We start from the raw sequence: 18,165 nt of genomic DNA on the forward strand, positions 1-18,165 counted from the left end.
GGGTCGAGGGCGGGCCGCGGCCCCGTTCGGTGACGGGATGCTCAGTGCGTCGCGCGGTCGGCGGCGTCCTGAGCGTTCTGGGCGGTCTGCTTGGTGGCGTCCTGGCCCTGCTCCATGGCCTTGCGCGCCTCGTCGGCACCCTGCTGCATGGCCGACTTCGCGCGCTCGGCCCCCTGCTGCATCGCACTCTGGGCGAGGCCGCTGAACTCTTTGGCCTGTGCCTGAATGGCGGCGAACTGGCTGCGGACGAACTCGGCCTGATGCTGCATGGCCTCCTGCATGTCCTTCGCCCGGACCAGCTTCTGCGCGAGGTCGAACGCGGCGTTCACGTTCTGCTCAGCGTATTCGAAGCCGCGCGACGAGGCGTCGAGAGCGTTGCTCCGCGCCAGCTCGGCCGAACCCTGCACCGTGTCGGCCGTGCGGCGGGCAGCACCGATGAAGCTGTCGAACGCCTTGCGGGCCTGCTCGACACTCTTCTCGGCGAAATCGCGCATTTCGGTCGGGACTTCGTAGTTCGGAGGGTTGCTCATCTTTCGTCTCCTCTCGTTTTCGTCTGTGGATGGCGCTTTGTGCAGTGCAAAATATCTGATTCGCCACCATATGCCACCCGAGCCACCGGCGTTAAGGTTGACATGACGTAAACGTGTGACGGTCGCGCCGAGAATCCAGCGTCGCGGCGCGAAGGAGTTTACAATAGGGCTTCGATCGCGGGCGTTTCTCGGGCAAACGGGGTCGGGGAACAGGGACGGGCGTGTGAGTTCGAGGTCGCGGGCTTTGGAGACGACACTGATACCGACTGCCGGATCAGCCGAGCCTCAGCTCGCCGCCGCCTTCGCGGCCTGGCAGGGCATGCCGACCCTGGCCGCGGCCCTTGGCGCGCGGGATCCGGTTCATCTGGTGATCGATGCCGCAGCCGGGCGGATCGTGCACGCCTCCCCGAACGCCCTCCTCCTGGCGGACGCCCTCGGCGACGCCAGCGTGGCAGGATTGATCCGGCAGATCGTGGCAACGGCGCCGACGGATACCGCGCCGCGACTCGTCCGCCTGCGCCTCGATCCACGCCGGATCGCGCCCCCCGTGCTCTGCTGGCTGGCCCGCCACGATCACGGGTCCAGCGACTCCGTGATCCTGGTCGCCGCGACAGCGCCGGTTGCGGTGCCTCGGATTCGTTCGGCTCAGCCGGAGGCGGAACCGGCGCCGCAACGGCCGCCTGCCGCTGCGGCGCCCGAGCCAGCGCTCCCGCGGGACGACCGCTTCCTGTGGCGGATGGATGAATCGGGTACGCTGACCGCGCTCAACGGTCCTGAGGTCCTGGCGGGCCTCGTCGGCCGAAAGTGGCACGAGCTCGCCGCGGCCGGCCGCGTCTCCGGTGCCGAGGGGATGCTCACGGCTCTGCATGAGCGGCGCACCTTCCGCGGCGAGTCGGCCGTCCTCGAGACCGCCGGCGGCCCTGTCCGGGTCGAGCTCTCGGGCGCCCCGCTCGGGCGCGGCGATGCGGCGTTCTCGGGCTTCGGCGGATTCGGCCTGATCCGAGCCTTTCCTCAGCAAGCCTCAAGCCCAACTCCGCAGGACACGGCTGCGGAGATCGCGAGGCGGGTCGAGGTCGCGCCGACCACACCGGTTCCGGCGCCTCCAGCCTCTGAGCCCGAGACTGCGGACATCGCCGATCCGGCCCCCGTGCCGGCTCCGCTGTCGACGGACGAGCATGCCGCGTTTCGGGAGATCGCCCGGGCGCTGGGCGCGCGTTACGCGGGCGATGAAGCGGAGCCTGATACGGAAGCTCGGAAGCCGGAAAGCGGCGCCGTCATGCCATTTCCCGGAGCGCAGCCCGGCCTCGCGGAACCGCGCGACGCCGCGACCGCGCCGGTGCCCGGCACCGAGATTCTCACCGGCCTCCCCCTTCCGGCGCTCATCCATCGCGCCGACACGATCCTGGCGGCGAACGGCAGGTTCCTCGCGCTGACGGGATACGCCAATCTGGCAGCCCTGGTTGCGACCAGTCTCGGCGCGCTGCTGCCGGGCTACGCGCAGGCGGAGGAGCCAACCGCACGCCGGACAGCGGTCACGACGGCCGAGGGAGGCACTCAGCCGGTCGAGGCGCTGAGCGGCGCCTGCGCGTGGGCCGGCGCGCCGGCGACCTGCCTGATCGTGCGGCCGCTCGAAGAAGCCGATGTGGCGGGCGCGCTCGCGGCCGAGCGCCTGGCGCGCGCGGCGCAGGCGGAGCGCACGGCGAGCGCCGAGGCGGCGCTCGACGCACTCACGTCGGGGATCGTCACGCTCGACGGAGCGGGCCGCGTCGTCGCGGTCAACCGCGCGGCCGCCGCCATGCTCGGCTGCGATCCCCGCGAGGTGGTCGGAGGCAGCTTCGTGGCCCTGTTCGACCGGGACAGCGTGTTGGCCGTTGCCGATCTTCTGCGCGGCGGGTCCGAGGGGTTGCGTCCAGTCTCCCTCGCCGGCGCGACCCTGATCCTCGACATCAAAGCGATGCGGGACGATGGCTGTCGGGTCGCAATCCTGGAACCGGCGCCCGCGCCATCGTCTCACCCTCCGCCTGCTCCGCCGCCGGTCGCGGAGGATCGGGCCGCCGCGCTCGGCGGAAACCGGGGCGCCGCCCTGACCCGCCTGGATCAAGCGTTCCGCGAACCCCTGACCGGCATGCTCGACCTCGCCGACGCGATGCTGAAGGAGCCGTTCGGTCCGCTCGGGGACGCGCGCTATCGCGGCTGCCTCGCGGAGATCAAGGCGTCCGGCGAGGCCATGCTGCAGCGGGTCGGCAAGCTTCTCGACCTCGCCGCCGTCGAGGCCGGATCCCTGCAGCTCGAGCCGCGTCCGCTCGACCTCAACGACGTCGCGGCCGGGTGCGTCGCGCGGCTCCAAGGCCAGGCCGCCCGCGGGCGCATCGTCGTGCGAACGAGCTTCTCCTCCGACCTGGAGGATCTGGAGGCCGACGAGCGCTCCGTCAGCCGTGCGGCCTCCCTGGTGATCGAGCACGCCATCCGGCGCTCGACCGCGGGAGGCCAGATCATCGTCTCCACCGGCGCCGCGGAGCGGACAGCCGTGGCCCTTCGGGTCCGCGACACCGGCGCCGCGTCGGCAAGGACCGCGGATCCCGAAGGGGATGTCGAGGAAGGGCTCGCCCTGCCCCGCGCCCTCGTGGAGGCCAATGGCGGTCGCCTTCAGCTGTCGGCCCGGCCCGAGGACGGCACGCTGGTGGAGATCATCATGCCGATCCGCCGGGCGGCGAATGGCTGAGGCCGGGCACCGGGGGAGGTCATCGCGCCGAGCCCGTTGCCAGGCGTGGAAAACACGCGGCGGCCGATCGCATCACGACCCTTCAACTCGGCTTGACAGGGCATCGTCGAAGCTTCAATCAGCCCCTTACATTGCGCCCAATTTATTCAGCAAAACCGACGTCCGCGCGAGCGGAAAGACGATGATACCGTCATCGTAGAATGTAGGCTACGTTACTTTGGAAGTCCTGGCTGCGCGGCACTCACCGCGATACGATCGGGCACCAAAACAGGGATGGAACGCCATGGAAGGCAGGGTCATCGAGGTGCAGGCTGCGTGGCGTGAGGGCGCTCACGTCGACGATGCCAAGTATCGGCAGATGTATGAGGCGTCGGTTTCCGATCCGGACACCTTCTGGAGCGAGCACGGCAAGCGCATCGACTGGATGACGCCGTACACGCGCGTCAAGAATACCAGCTTCGAGCCGGGCAAAGTCTCGATCAAGTGGTTCGAGGACGGCACGACCAACGTCGCCTATAACTGCATCGACCGCCACTTGGAGAGCCGCGGCGATCAGACGGCGATCATCTGGGAAGGCGACAATCCCGACGAGTCCAAGCACATCAGCTATCGCGAGCTGCACGCGCAGGTCTGCCGGATGGCCAACGTCCTGCGCAACCGCGGCGTCGGCAAGGGTGACCGGGTCACGCTCTATCTGCCGATGATCCCGGAGGCCGCCTACGCGATGCTCGCTTGCGCGCGGCTCGGCGCGATCCACGCGATCGTGTTCGGCGGCTTCTCGCCGGATTCCCTCGCCTCGCGCATCCAGGGCTGCGGCTCGAAGTTGGTGATCACGGCCGACGAGGGCCTGCGCGGCGGCCGCAAGGTGCCGCTCAAGGCCAATGTCGACGAGGCGATCAAGCGCATCGGCACCGACCTCGTCGACCACGTGGTTGTGGTCCGGCGCACCGGCGGCAGCGTCGCCATGGAGGCGGGCCGGGACGTCTACTATGACGAGGCCGCCGAGCAGGTGACCGACGAGTGCCCGGCCACGGCCGTGGAGGCCGAGCACCCGCTGTTCATCCTCTACACCTCGGGCTCGACCGGCCAGCCGAAGGGCGTGGTCCACACCACGGGCGGTTATCTGGTCTACACTTCGATGACGCACGAATACGTCTTCGATTATCGCGAAGGCGACGTGTACTGGTGCACGGCCGATGTCGGCTGGGTCACCGGCCACAGCTACATCGTCTATGGCCCCCTCGCGAACGGCGCCACGACGCTGATGTTCGAGGGGATCCCGACCTATCCGTCGACCTCCCGGTTCTGGGAGGTAATCGACAAGCATAAAGTTAACATCTTCTACACGGCTCCGACCGCCATCCGCTCGCTGATGGGCGGCGGCGAGGGACCGGTGAAGAAGACCTCGCGGCAGTCGCTGCGTGTGCTGGGCTCGGTCGGCGAGCCGATCAACCCGGAAGCCTGGGAGTGGTACTACAACGTGGTCGGCGACAAGCGCTGCTCGATCGTCGACACGTGGTGGCAGACCGAGACCGGCGGCATCCTGATCACCCCGCTGCCGGGAGCGACCGCGCTCAAGCCCGGCTCGGCAACCCGGCCGTTCTTCGGCGTGACGCCCGAGATGGTCGACGCCGAGGGCAAGGTCCTGCAAGGCGCCTGCGAAGGCAACCTGTGCATCGCGGATTCCTGGCCGGGCCAGATGCGCACGGTCTACGGCGATCACGAGCGCTTCGAGCAGACCTACTTCTCGACCTATCCGGGCAAGTACTTCACCGGCGACGGCGCGCGGCGCGATGCCGACGGCTATTACTGGATCACGGGCCGGGTCGACGACGTCATCAACGTCTCGGGCCACCGCATGGGCACCGCCGAGGTCGAATCCTCGCTGGTCGCCCACCCGAAGGTCGCCGAGGCGGCCGTCGTCGGCTACCCGCACAACGTGAAGGGCCAGGGCATCTACGCCTACGTCACCCTCAACGACGGTGAGGAGGGTGACGACGCCCTGCGCAAGGAGCTCGTGACCTGGGTCCGCAAGGATATCGGGCCGATCGCCTCCCCCGACCTGATCCAGTTCGCCCCGGGCCTGCCCAAGACCCGGTCGGGTAAGATCATGCGCCGCATCCTGCGCAAGATCGCCGAGGACGATTTCAGCTCGCTCGGTGACACCTCGACCCTGGCGGAGCCCGCCGTGGTCGACGACCTGATCGAGAACCGGCAGAACCGGGCCTGATCGCATCCGCGCCGCCGGACCGGCGGAGCGGGTTCAAACCGAGGCGGATGCCGGTCCGGCGCCCGCCTCCAACAAGAACCACAAACCATCAACGCGATGCACCGGAGGGCCAGAGAGCGCCCTCGCGGGAGGAACAGCCATGAGCGGCACGACACTCGACCTGCGAGGGCGCACGGCGCCCCCAGGAGCACGACCACTCGGGACCGACGTCGATCCGCAGGTCGAGCGGATCGCCCGGACCCCGGAATTCCAGCAGCTCGTCGGCGAGCGCACCCGGTTCGCCTGGATCCTGACCGGCCTGATGCTGGTGGTCTATTTCGGCTTCATCGGCTTGATCGCCTTCGACAAGTCGCTGCTCGCCGTGAAGGTCGGCGGTACCGCATCCCTCGGGCTGTTCGCGGGCGTGTTCGTGATCCTGTTCGCCTTCGCGCTCACGGGCGTCTACGTGGCCAGGGCCAACACCCGGTTCGACGCGCTGAGCGACGCCCTGAAGCGGAGCGTCGCCCGATGAGCCGCCTCTTCCTCGGCCTGACGCTCGCCGTGATCGCGGCGAGCGCCGCCTACGCCGCCGGCCCGGATCTCGGCGCCGTGGCGCAATCGGCCACGAACTGGCCGGCCATCCTGATGTTCCTGTTCTTCGTGCTGCTGACGCTCGGCATCACCTACAAGGCGGCCAAGGGCACCAAATCGGCCGCCGACTTCTACGCGGCCGGCGGCGGCATCTCGGCCGGCACGAACTCGCTGGCGATCGCCGGCGACTACATGTCGGCGGCCTCGTTCCTCGGCATCTCGGGCCTCGTCTACACCTCGGGCTTCGACGGGCTGATCTACTCCACGGGCTTCCTGGTCGGCTGGCCGATCGTGCTGTTCCTGATCGCCGAGCGCCTGCGCAACCTCGGCAAGTTCACCTTCGCCGACGTGGCGAGCTTCCGCCTCGACCAGACCTCGATCCGCATCATCTCGGCGGTGGGTACGCTGGTGGTGGTGGCCTTCTACCTGATCGCCCAGATGGTCGGCGCGGGGAAGCTGATCCAGCTCCTGTTCGGACTGCCCTACCTGTACGCGGTGATCATCGTCGGCGTCCTGATGATCGTCTACGTCGCCTTCGGCGGCATGAAGGCGACCACCTGGGTGCAGGTGATCAAGGCCTGCCTGCTCCTGGGCGGCGCGACCTTCATGGCCGGCGCGGTGCTGCTGAAGTACGGCTTCAACCCGGAGGTGCTGTTCGCCAGCGCCGTGCAGGTCCATCCGAAGGGCGACGCCATCATGGCACCGGGCGGTCTCGTGTCGAACCCGGTCGAGGCGATCTCGCTCGGCGTCGGCCTGATGTTCGGCACCGCCGGCCTTCCGCACATCCTGATGCGATTCTTCACGGTCTCGGACGCCCAGGCGGCGCGCAAGTCGGTGTTCTACGCCACCGGCCTGATCGGCTACTTCTACATCCTGACCTTCATCATCGGCTTCGGCGGCATCGCCCTGCTGATGTCGGATCCGAGCTACTTCAAGCTCGGCGCGGCCGGGACCTTCGACAAGCTGAAGGACATGATCGGCGGCACCAACATGGTGGCGGTGAACCTCGCCAACGCGGTCGGCGGCCCCTACTTCCTCGGGTTCATCTCGGCCGTTGCCTTCGCGACCATCCTGGCGGTGGTGGCGGGCCTGACGCTGGCCGGCGCCTCGGCGATCAGCCACGACCTCTACGCCCAGGTGATCGCCCGCGGGCGCACCACCGAGAAGCACGAGGTCAACCTCTCGAAAATCTCGGCGGTGGTGATCGGCATCGTGGCGATCTACCTCGGCTACGTGTTCGAGAACCAGAACGTCGCCTTCATGGTCGGCCTCGCCTTCGCGGTGGCGGCGAGCTGCAACTTCCCGGTGCTGGCCATGTCGATCCTGTGGCGCGGCACCACGACCTGGGGCGCGCTCGCCGGCGGTCTCGTCGGCCTGCTCGCCGCCGTGATCATGGTGGTGCTGTCGAAGGCCGTGTGGGTGACGACGCTGGGCAACCCGGCGCCGCTGTTCCCCTACGACAACCCGGCGCTGTTCTCGATGCCGCTGGCCTTCGCGACGATCTGGGTCGTGTCGCTGATGGACAAGTCCCGCCGGGCCCACCGCGAGCGGGCCGCGTTCGAGGCGCAGTATGTGCGCTCCGAGACCGGTATCGGGGCTTCGGGCGCGCACGCACACTGACCCAGAGTCGAAGCATCAAACAGGTGGAGGGCGCGGCGTGAGCCGCGCCCTTCGTCGTTTCCGGCACACCCGCGTAAGCGCCCGTGTTGATAGGGTTCTTCACGATCGCTTTACCGGTTGACCTGTCCCGCCCTTGCGATAACGCATATGTGATCTGCGCTGTGCGCAGAGCCGCCCGCGAAACCGGGCGGTGAAGGGGCGGCCCGGGTCCCGGTGCGCCCGTATGCGTCTGGGAGGACCTGTTTCATGGCTGTGGCAACCGCGATCCCGCGGACCGGAGACGCCGCGAGGCCGATGACGTCGGCCGAGAAGCGGGTGATCTTCGCATCCTCGCTCGGCACCGTGTTCGAGTGGTACGATTTCTATCTCTACGGGTCCCTTGCGGCGATCATCGGCGCGCAGTTCTTCTCGGCCTACCCGCCGGCGACGCGCGACATCTTCGCATTGCTGGCCTTCGCGGCCGGCTTCATCGTCCGGCCATTCGGCGCCCTAGTCTTCGGACGCGTCGGTGATCTCGTCGGACGCAAATACACCTTCCTCATTACGATCCTAATCATGGGCCTGTCGACCTTCATCGTCGGCATCCTGCCCAACGCGGCGACCATCGGCATCGCGGCGCCGATCATCCTGATCGTCCTGCGCCTCGCGCAGGGCCTCGCCCTCGGCGGCGAGTATGGCGGCGCCGCCACCTACGTGGCCGAGCACGCCCCCAATGGCCGGCGCGGCTTCTACACGAGCTGGATCCAGACGACCGCGACGCTGGGTCTGTTCCTGTCCCTCCTCGTCATCCTCGCGACCCGGACCTTCACGGGCGAGGCCGCGTTCGCCGAGTGGGGCTGGCGCATTCCGTTCCTGGTCTCGGTGCTTCTGCTCGGCATCTCGGTCTGGATTCGCCTCCAGCTCTCCGAGTCCCCGGCCTTCCAGAAGATGAAGGAGGAGGGCAAGACATCGAAGGCGCCGCTCACGGAGGCCTTCGGTCAGTGGCGGAACGCGAAGTTCGCCATCATCGCCCTGTTCGGTCTCGTCGCGGGCCAGGGCGTGGTCTGGTACACGGGCCAGTTCTACGCGCTGTTCTTCCTGCAATCGATCCTCAAGGTCGATGGTTACACGGCGAACCTGCTGATCGCGTGGTCGCTGCTCCTCGGCACCGGCTTCTTCGTGGTGTTCGGCTGGCTGTCCGACAAGATCGGCCGCAAGGTCATCATCCTGGCGGGCTGCGCGATCGCGGCGGCGACGTTCTTCCCGATCTTCAAGGGCATCACTTCGACCGCCAACCCGAAGCTCGAGGCGGCGATCGAGAGCGTGAAGGTCACGGTGACGGCCGATCCGGCCGCCTGCGGAACCCTGTTCAACCCGGTCGGGACCCGGGTGTTCACCGCGCCCTGCGACCTTGCCCGTGACTTCCTGTCGAAGTCCTCGGTGCGCTACGCGACGGCGCCCGGTGCCGCCGGACAGCCCACGACGATCCGGGTCAACGACACCGAGATCCCCTATCCGCAGGGCGGCAATGTCGAAGCCAACAAGGCCACGACCGCGGCGCTCCAGGCCGCCGGTTACCCGAAGGCCGGCGACCCCGAGATCGTCAAGATGTCGAACCCGTTCGACATCTTCCGGCCGCAGGTCGCGCAGGTGATCGGCCTGCTGTTCATCCTCGTGCTCTTCGTCACGATGGTCTACGGCCCGATCGCCGCCATGCTGGTGGAGCTGTTCCCGACCCGGATCCGCTACACCTCGATGTCGCTACCCTACCACATCGGCAACGGCTGGTTCGGCGGCCTCCTGCCGGCGACGGCCTTCGCCATGGTGGCTCAGACCGGCGACATCTATTACGGCCTCTGGTACCCGATCGTCATCGCGGTCGCGACGGTTGTCATCGGCGTGCTGTTCGTGCCCGAGACCAAGGACCGGGACATCTTCGCCGATACTTGAGCCACGGCTCTGCCCGATCGACGCCCAGGCCGCCCGCGGCCTGGGCGTTGTCATGTCGGCCCTGCCGGAGCCCGCCTAGCCCAGCAATCCGGACGGCTGTGCTGTCATGCCGCGTGCGCTGGACCACGCCGTTCGGAGTGGTCGACCGTTATAGCCGTAGCGCCATCTGCCGTGGAAACACAGCAATACAATACTAACTTGAATTATAGATACCCTTGCTCATCAGAATATCTGTCTCTATTGAGACGTCAGGGCAAATATTATCAGGTTTTCGATATTATCGAAAACAAAATCGATATGCAAAAAGACATTTCTAATTCAGGTGTGGATCCGCGGTCATAGCCGGGCCGATGGAACCATAATCCGTACATTCCCGTATAGATTGGCCCGAAGCCAAAGACCGGAAACCAGCGGACGTGACCGACCTGAAAACGAGACCCGTGCGTGAATCGGGCAAGAGGCCACCACTTCTACTTGTAGTTAGCTGGTGCCTGGTAACATTAGCGATCTGGGTTGTCGTGAACAATCAGGCCGGCCGGTGGGTCTGGTGGTGGTGATGGCGGCCGTCGGCGTCAGCTGTGCTCCTCGTAGCCGCCCCAATAGGCGCCGAGCAGATATCCGGATTGGTGCGCGGTGAGATAGCCGAGCGTGATCAGTACGTGCAGAAGGTCGATCCCGTAGACGGCCGTGAAGATGGTCATCGCCGTGAACAGGATGACGCACGAGGTCGTCACCAACACAATCACGCCGAACAGACGGCCGATCAGCCACCCGACCAAGAACAACATCGCGGCGACGAGCATCGGACCACCCAGACCAGATCGCGTTCAGACATTGCGCGACGCAATCAGCGCGAACACTTCTGAATCATCATGGCGATCCGGGGGTACGATATCAAGTCGCGTTCGGTTTTTACCTCTGGTGGGCTATTTCTTAAAATTTTCGATTACAAAAAACGCTAGATTGGCATAGTCAAACGTCGCAGCGCCGAATTTTTACAGAAAGCCAGTCCATAAACACTATTGTGAGCGTTGCGCCAACGCGCGCTCAAGACCGGAAAATCGGTCCCGGGCGCGCATTCGCGACAGAGCGTTAACGGCAGCCCAGGACCAGGCTAGGTCCGCCGGACTCGACCACGCCTCAGTGACGGAAGTGGCGATGTCCCGTCAGGACCATCGCGAGGCCGGCCTCGTCGGCCGCCGCGATCACGTCCGAGTCGCGCATCGAGCCACCCGGCTGGATCACCGCCGTCGCACCCGCCTCGGCCGCGGCCAGCAGACCGTCGGCGAATGGGAAGAAGGCATCCGACGCCACGACCGAACCGACCGCGAGGCTCTCCGACAGGTTGAGGCGCTTGGCGCCCTCGGCGGCCTTCCAGGCGGCGATGCGCGAGGAATCGACCCGCGACATCTGACCCGCGCCGATCCCCACGGTGGCGCCGGCCTTGGCGTACACGATGGCGTTCGACTTCACGTGCTTGGCGACCCGGTAGGCGAACCGGAGGTCGGCGAGTTCCGCCTCGGTCGGCGCACGCCGGGTGACGACCTGAAGCGGCATGTCGTCCACGACGGCCGCGTCGCGGCCCTGGACCAGCAGGCCGCCGGAGAGGGAGCGCACGGTCTCGCCGGCGGCCCGGGGATCGGGCAGGCCGCCGGCCAGGAGGAGCCGCAGGTTCTTCTTGGCCGCGACGATTGCCGCCGCCTCGGGCGTGGCATCCGGGGCGATGATCACCTCCGTGAAGATCTCGACGATCCTGCGGGCCGCCTCTTCGTCCAGCGTCCGGTTCAGCGCCACGATACCGCCGAAGGCCGAGGTCGGGTCGCAGCTCAGCGCCCGCTCATAGGCCTCCACCAGGCTCGCGCCCTCAGCGACGCCGCACGGGTTGGCGTGCTTGATGATCGCCACCGCGGCCGAACGCGCCGGGTCGAACTCGGCGACGCATTCGTAGGCCGCATCCGTGTCGTTGAAGTTGTTGTAGGACAGTTCCTTGCCCTGGAGCTGGCGGACCGTGGCGACGCCGGCGCGCGGCTTGCCGGGAGCCCGGTAGAAGGCGGCGCTCTGGTGCGGGTTCTCGCCGTAGCGCAGCCCTTGCGCGAGGGTGCCGCCGAAGGCGCGGAACAGGGCCGGCTCGTCGGAACCGAAGCGGCCCGCCATCCAGTTGGCGATCGCCGCGTCGTAGGCGGCAGTGCGGGCAAACGCCTTCTGCGCCAGGCGCCGCCGCAGCTCCGCCCCGGTGGCGCCGTCGTTGGCTTCGAGCGCGGCCAGCACGGCCGGATAGTCCGAGGCGTCGGTGACGACGGCAACGTCCGCGTGGTTCTTGGCCGCCGCGCGGATCATGGCCGGCCCGCCGACATCGATGTTCTCGATGCAGTCGGCATCCGGCTTGTCGGCCGCGATGGTCGCCTCGAACGGGTAGAGGTTCACCACCAGCAGGTCGATCGCGCCGATCCCGTGCGCGGCGAGCGCGGCTTGGTGCTCGGGGTTGTCGCGGATGGCGAGCAGGCCGCCATGCACCGCCGGATGAAGCGTCTTCACCCGGCCATCCATCATCTCGGGGAAGCCGGTCAGGTCGGCGACCTCGGTCACCGGCAGGCCGGATTCCTGCAGCGCCCGGTGGGTGCCCCCTGTCGAGACCAATGCGACGCCGCGCTCGTGCAGCGCCCGGGCGAAGTCGACGAGGCCGGTCTTGTCGGAGACCGAGAGGAGCGCGCGGGAGACCCGCACCTGATCGTGCGCCATAGCTTCGTGCCGGGGTTCGAGATTTCGGCGCGCGGTAGCATGGAAACGGGCAGCCGGGCCAGCCGCCCTGTCAAGATGGCGCAATGCCCCTGAGCGGCGCCGAGGCCAGGCGCTCGAAGCTCCAGCGCACCTCGACATCCTCGGCGACCCGCAGGTGGAGCACGATCTGGTCGGTGCGGCGCGGTCCGGTCAGTCCGGAGAAGTAGACGCTCTCCTCGAGGGCGATCTCGGCGTTCTCCGCGCGGAAGGTCCAGATCTCGCCGAGCGCCGAGGCGAGTTCGAGGCCTTCCGGAACGCCCCGCACGGCTATGCCGGGATGCAGGTGGAAGCGGATGGCGACGTTCTGGCCGCGCTGGCGCGCTCGGCTGGAGGCCTTGCCCTGGCGCAGGAAGGCGTCCCGGCCCTCCAGGCGCGCGTTCGCGGCGAAGAGCTGCCAGCGCCGCTCGTGCACGATTCCGAAATCTCGCCCGTAACCGTCGTGCCGGGCCGCGAGGGTGACGCTGTCGTCATCCTCGGCCCGCTCGGCCGCCACCTCGGACGGGCCGCCCAGCACCACGGGACCGCGCCGCCGGATCAGCCAGTCGGCCAGCCAGCGATCACCCCACCAGCCGGTGCGGGTGAGGAACCGGCACGAGGACGCGTCGCCGACCGAGGCGGTGGAGTGCGCAGGCGTCGAGCGGGCGAGGAGGCGCAGATCCGGCCCACTCGCCGGCAGGCCGCAATTGACGATGATCCGTTGGGGGCCACTCGACATTTCGAAGGCGAGGCAGCCGGCCCCGGCATTGACCGAATAGGGCAGCGGCGGGCTCGCGCCGACATCGGCCACGATGACGACCCGGCCACCCTCCAGGCGCTCGTAGCCGGAGTTCGGCGCATGCATCAGCGGCCGGGCGAGCGCGCCGTCGTAGACCAGAAGCGTCGCGAGATGGTCCGCATCGGTCGCGCCCATGCCGTTGAAATGGCTGAGCGAGGCGTCCGGGTGCCGCAGCAACCGCAGGAGCGGCAGCATTCGGTCGACGGCGCGCAGCAACGCGAGCGGCGGCTCGACGCTGCGGCTGAGATAGCTCTGCCGCAGGGGCAGCAGGTCGAGCAGCAGCTCCATGGCGAAGCGCGGGTCGCGGGAGCGGTGGCCTCCGTCGGTGAGGATCTGCCGGTCGAGCTCCCGCGAGAGAATCCGGGTCGCCCGGCGCAGGATCGGCTGGATGCCGTCGCAGCACAGGCCGGCATAGCAGAGCGCCACCGCGGCGTTGAGGCGCCATTGCGGCGGCACGCCGCGCCGGATGTCGCGCTCGAGCTGCTGCGCGTTGCGGGCGATCGCCTTGAGAAAGTTCTGGTAGAAGCCGTGGTCGGCACCCTCCAGAACGAGCGGGGATTGGCACAGGAACGAGATCAGCCGCCGGGCCGCCACCGGCGTCTGCCGGGCGAGCGCCGCGTCGCCCCGTCCGGCGATGAAATCGGCCACGAAGGCACGGGCATTGGCCCGGGCGAGCGCGGTGTCGGCGGCGCGCAGGTGCCGCAGCCAGCCGAAGCCGTAGAGCTCGTCGGCCCACTCCGGCGAGGGCGGGGCATAATCGAAGGGCGAGCCGCCGCTCGCAGCCAGGGAGCGGCCCGCGAAGACGAACAGGCCGGCGTAGATGTCGTCCGCGAAGGTCGCGTCGGAGGTACGCAGATCCTGGGGGGCGATCACCAGCCCGGTTACCCGCATCCGGGCGAGGATGTCGGGCGGAGCGGTGACGCTGGCGCTGGCCGCGCGGACTGCGCGCGCGGCCTCGCGCGCGACGAGCCGATAGAAGCGCCAGCGGTCAGGCCCCCAAGCCACGCGATCTCCGAGCTGCGCGTTTTCACAAGGCCCCAAGGCCTTGAGCCCTCGTCGACGAGGATCGGCTGGCACCCGTTTCGTAAGGCTAGTGGGGGCGTCTTAACCGCCGGTTTACGCTATGTCATGTCCGACGCGGTGAAGGCGAACCACGGCGAGGCCTCGAGATGTACCCGCGCGGCCGAAGCTTCACCCGTCATCCCGGGACCGCGCAGCGGAGCCCGGGATCCAGAGCCGCCGATGCGCTAGGATATCGCGCGACAGCACTTCCGGATTGCCCGCCTCCGGCGTGCCCCTTCGGGTCCGGGCTCGCCTTCGGCGCCCCAGAATGACGCGTCCGATCGACTGACGCGAGACCTCGATGCGGCCGGCAATCGTCCCATGCGTGGCACTTAAGCCCGCACGGGGATTGAAGCTCACGCCCACCTGATCGCCAGCGGCGCTAGCCCGGCATCAACGCGGCGTCGAAGGCCTGCACGTTCGATCGCATCAGGTCGAGATAGGTCGCGGCCGGGCCGTCCGGTGCCGAGAGCGCGTCGGAATAGACCTTGCCGCCGATCCGGGCACCGCCCTCGCGGGCGATCTGCGCCATCTGGCGCGGATCGCTGATGTTCTCGAGGAAGACCGCAGGGACGCGCTCCTTGCGGATCTGCCGGATGATCGCCGCGATATCCCGCGGGCTCGCTTCGCTGTCGGTGGACACACCTTGCGGTGCGATGAAGCGCAGGCCGTAGGCCGCCGCAAAATAGCCGAAGGCGTCGTGGGTCGTGATGATGCGCCGCCGCTCCGGCGGGATGCGGGCGATCGTCGTCCGGACGTCCCGCTCCAGCACGTCGAGCTTGACGAGGAAGGCGGTCGCAGCCTCCCGATAGGCGTCCGCATGGGCCGGATCGACCTTGGCGAGCCAGTCCCGGATATTCGCCACGTAGATCCGTACGTTGGCGACATCCTGCCAGGCATGCGGGTCCACGGCGTGATCCCCGTGTCCGTGGTCGCGGTCACCTAGGCCGTCCCCATGGGCATGTTCGTCCTGCGCGGCGATCGGCGTGATCCCCGTGGAGGCGACCACCACCGGTGCGCGGGTGCCGGAGGCGCGGATCAGCCGGTCGAGCCATCCCTCCAGTCCCAGGCCGTTGACGAAGACGATGTCGGCCTCGGCGACCTTGCGTGCGTCGCCCGGCGAGGGGCTGAACCCGTGCGCGTCGGAGTCGGGGCCGACGAGCGGCGACACCGTCACGTGCGCGCCGCCCACCTCCCGCACCAGATCGGCCAGGATCGAGAAGCTCGCGACCGCACGGACCGGACGCTCCCCGGATCCTGCTGCGGCCGGCCCGCCGAGGCCGAAACACAGGGCCAGAACCGCGAGCCACGCCATCCCGATCGTTGCCGTCGCCCGCCGCACCATGACCGCCTCCGCCAACCACATGGCACCGGACGTAATGTAACATTGTTACATACACAAGCGGGATACAAGCCCGGCGCTCGATGCGCGGCGTTGGGCCCTGCCGCCGACCGCCGGTCAGCACGGCCCCAAGAGCGTCAAGACGGAGGTGTTCATGTCCCGACGTTTGAGAGCGGCCATCCTGATCACCGGTGCCCTCGGGCTGGGGCTTGCCGGCGCGGCCGTCGCGCGCGACCACGGCCCCGAGGGTTTTCGCGGGCACGGGCGGTGGAGCGCGCTCAGCCCCGAGGACCGTGCGGCCTTCACGGATGCCCGCATTGCGGCCCTGCATGCCGGCTTGAAGCTCAATCCCGACCAGGAAAAGCTGTGGCCACCGGTGGAAGCCGCGATCCGCGACATGGCGAAATTGCGCCAGCAGCGCCGCGAGGCGATGCGCGACCGGCCCAAATTCGGCGACGACGCCCCCGCGGCCCTTCGGGCGATGGCAGATTCCGCGACTGCCCGCGGCGACGCCCTGCGCAAACTCGCCGACGCCTCGCAGCCGCTCTACGCCAGCCTGGACCAGGATCAAAAGCGGCGCGCCATGATCCTCGCGCGTCCCATGGGCGGACCGCGTCACGGCGGCTGGCATCACGGCCATGACGACAATCGCGGGCCGCGCGACGACGACCGCTGACCAAAAGCCTTGATCCGCGGCGGCGGCGGCGGCAAACCGCTGCCGCCGCGCATCCTGTCCGGCGGCGGCATTGACCCGACCCGGTAGGTTTCATGGCGCGCCTTCCCGGCGACACGGCCCCCCTCCTCGCCCGGCTCTGGCGCATCTGGCTGTACCCGCACCGGGCCACCCTCGCGGTCGTGCTGGTGCTGATCGCGCTGGTGGGCGCCTCGACCGGGCTGTACCCGGCGTTGATCAAGGCCGCGTTCGACGCCTTCGACCGCAAGGACGCCGCGGCGATCGCCTACGGGCCGCTGGTGGTGATCCTGGTCACGGCCACGCGCGGATTTGCGCTCTACGGGCAGACGGTGCTGACCAACCGCGTCGTGACCCGGGTCGAGGCCGACATGCAGGCGGCGCTCTACGGGCACCTGATCGACTCGGATCTCGCACAGCTCGGCCGCGAGAGCCCTGCGGCGCTGACCCAGCGCTTCACCACAGACTTCGCCTTCATCAAGGAGGCGCTGACCCGCATCTCGACCGTGCTGCTCCGCGACATCGCCATGTTGATCGGCTTGGTGGCGGCGCTGATCTGGATGGATCCGGTGCTGACATTGGTGGCCGGCGTCACGGTCCCGTTCGTGGCCGGGCCGATCGGCCGGATTGGCAAGAAGCTCCGGCGGGTCTCGACCTCGACGCAGGAGCAGATGGGCGCCACCGCCAGCCTGATCTCCGAGAGCCTGCAGGGCGCCCGCGTCGCCAAGACCTACGCGATGGAACCCTACCTTAAGGGCCGCGCCGCAGCGGCGCTCGACGAGGTGCGCCGCCTCAAGATGAAGGCCGCCAATGCCCGCGGTCGCCTCGACCCGCTCCTCGAGATCGGCGGCGGCATCGCGGTAGCGGGCGTGCTGGTGCTGGTCGGGCAGCGCGTCCTGGCGGGCGAGAAGACGGTCGGCGACTTCACCGGCTACGTCGCAGCCTTGTTGCTGGCCGCGCAGCCGGCCCGGGCGCTGGGCAATCTCAACGCCATCCTGCAGGAGGCGGCGGCCGCGCTGCGGCGCTACTTCGACGTGATGGACGAGGCGCCTGCCATCCGCGAGGCGCCGGGTGCCCGGCCGTTGACGGTGACCGCCGGCGCAATCCGCTTCGCGGAGGTCCGCTTCCGCTACCGGCCGGACGCGCCGGCGCTGGAAGGCATCGACCTCGTGGCCGCGGCCGGCTCGGTGACGGCCCTGGTCGGGCGCTCCGGATCCGGGAAATCCTCGCTGCTCAACCTCGTCCCGCGCCTCTACGACGTCACCGGAGGCGCCGTGACCATCGACGGCCAGGACGTCCGTGCCGTGACCCTGGCGTCCCTGCGCGCCGCGGTGGCGGTGGTCTCGCAGGAGGTCGTCCTATTCGACGACACGATCGCCGCCAATATCGGCTTCGGCCGTCCGGAGGCGACCCGCGCGGAGATCGAGGCGGCAGCCCGCGCCGCGGCGGCTCACGGCTTCGTCACCGCCCTGCCGGAGGGTTACGAATTCCGCGTCGGCCCCGGCGGCGGCCGGCTATCCGGCGGCGAACGGCAGCGCGTGGCCCTTGCCCGCGCCTTCCTCAAGGATGCGCCGATCCTGCTCCTCGACGAGGCGACCTCGGCCCTCGATTCCGAATCGGAGCGCCTAGTCCAGGATGCGCTGACCCGACTGATGCGCGGCCGGACCACCCTGGTGATCGCCCATCGCCTGTCGACCGTGCGCGACGCCGATCAGATCGCCGTGATGGACGCCGGCCGCGTGATCGAAACTGGACGCCACGACGACCTGCTCGCGGCCGGCGGCGCCTATGCGCGCCTGCACCGGCTGCAGCTGTCGGAGCCCGCGACCGCGGAATGACTCGCATGTGCGGCGACGCCGTCATGCGCCGGCTCCGTAGATTCGCGCGCCGGAGCGCGCCATAAGGGCCTCAGCCGA

General features: G+C 68.6%; 12 protein-coding genes. 7 read left to right on the forward strand and 5 right to left on the reverse strand.

Going from position 1 to position 18,165, the window contains the following annotated elements; all coding sequences use genetic code 11:
* Window positions 1-41: 41 nt before the first annotated feature.
* Window positions 42-530 (reverse strand): phasin, encoded by a 489-nt coding sequence (locus tag ABIE45_RS28815; protein ID WP_192708073.1) that lies wholly within the window; start codon window positions 528-530, stop codon window positions 42-44.
* A 223-nt stretch (window positions 531-753) separates the two neighbouring features.
* Here ABIE45_RS28815 and ABIE45_RS28820 point away from each other — a divergent pair, with 223 nt between their 5' ends.
* From ABIE45_RS28820 to ABIE45_RS28840, 5 genes are all read left to right on the forward strand, one after another.
* Entirely contained in the window at window positions 754-3,252 is a 2,499-nt protein-coding gene (locus ABIE45_RS28820) for a sensor histidine kinase (protein WP_373622777.1), read from the forward strand.
* 283 nt (window positions 3,253-3,535) lie between these two features.
* On the forward strand, window positions 3,536-5,482 hold the full coding sequence (gene acs, locus ABIE45_RS28825; RefSeq protein WP_192708072.1) for an acetate--CoA ligase: 1,947 nt from the start codon (window positions 3,536-3,538) through the stop codon (window positions 5,480-5,482).
* Between the two features lie 139 nt (window positions 5,483-5,621).
* Complete coding sequence (locus tag ABIE45_RS28830) at window positions 5,622-5,993, forward strand: DUF485 domain-containing protein (RefSeq protein ID WP_192708071.1); 372 nt, start codon at window positions 5,622-5,624, stop codon at window positions 5,991-5,993.
* Window positions 5,990-7,672: a cation acetate symporter gene (locus ABIE45_RS28835; RefSeq protein ID WP_192708070.1), complete on the forward strand. Its 1,683-nt coding sequence runs from the start codon at window positions 5,990-5,992 to the stop codon at window positions 7,670-7,672. Before ABIE45_RS28830 ends, ABIE45_RS28835 begins: the two co-directional genes overlap by 4 nt.
* Window positions 7,673-7,966: 294 nt before the next feature.
* Complete coding sequence (locus ABIE45_RS28840) at window positions 7,967-9,601, forward strand: MFS transporter (RefSeq protein ID WP_192708132.1); 1,635 nt, start codon at window positions 7,967-7,969, stop codon at window positions 9,599-9,601.
* Between the two features lie 572 nt (window positions 9,602-10,173).
* Here the strand turns inward: ABIE45_RS28840 and ABIE45_RS28845 are convergent.
* From ABIE45_RS28845 to ABIE45_RS28860, 4 genes are all read right to left on the reverse strand, one after another.
* Window positions 10,174-10,404, reverse strand: coding sequence for a hypothetical protein (locus tag ABIE45_RS28845; protein ID WP_192708069.1), 231 nt, complete (start codon window positions 10,402-10,404; stop codon window positions 10,174-10,176).
* 337 nt (window positions 10,405-10,741) lie between these two features.
* Window positions 10,742-12,340 (reverse strand): bifunctional phosphoribosylaminoimidazolecarboxamide formyltransferase/IMP cyclohydrolase, encoded by a 1,599-nt coding sequence (gene purH / locus ABIE45_RS28850; RefSeq protein ID WP_192708068.1) that lies wholly within the window; start codon window positions 12,338-12,340, stop codon window positions 10,742-10,744.
* A 70-nt stretch (window positions 12,341-12,410) separates the two neighbouring features.
* Entirely contained in the window at window positions 12,411-14,159 is a 1,749-nt protein-coding gene (locus tag ABIE45_RS28855) for a heparinase II/III family protein (protein WP_192708067.1), read from the reverse strand.
* Window positions 14,160-14,598: 439 nt separating this feature from the next.
* On the reverse strand, window positions 14,599-15,561 hold the full coding sequence (locus ABIE45_RS28860; RefSeq protein WP_373622778.1) for a metal ABC transporter substrate-binding protein: 963 nt from the start codon (window positions 15,559-15,561) through the stop codon (window positions 14,599-14,601).
* A 151-nt stretch (window positions 15,562-15,712) separates the two neighbouring features.
* Here ABIE45_RS28860 and ABIE45_RS28865 point away from each other — a divergent pair, with 151 nt between their 5' ends.
* Both ABIE45_RS28865 and ABIE45_RS28870 read left to right on the forward strand, forming a co-directional pair.
* Entirely contained in the window at window positions 15,713-16,234 is a 522-nt protein-coding gene (locus ABIE45_RS28865) for a Spy/CpxP family protein refolding chaperone (protein ID WP_192708066.1), read from the forward strand.
* Window positions 16,235-16,326: 92 nt separating this feature from the next.
* Window positions 16,327-18,087, forward strand: coding sequence for an ABC transporter ATP-binding protein (locus ABIE45_RS28870; protein ID WP_192708065.1), 1,761 nt, complete (start codon window positions 16,327-16,329; stop codon window positions 18,085-18,087).
* Window positions 18,088-18,165: the final 78 nt, after the last annotated feature.

This window comes from Methylobacterium sp. OAE515 (assembly GCF_041806315.1).
Classification (GTDB): domain Bacteria; phylum Pseudomonadota; class Alphaproteobacteria; order Rhizobiales; family Beijerinckiaceae; genus Methylobacterium; species Methylobacterium tardum.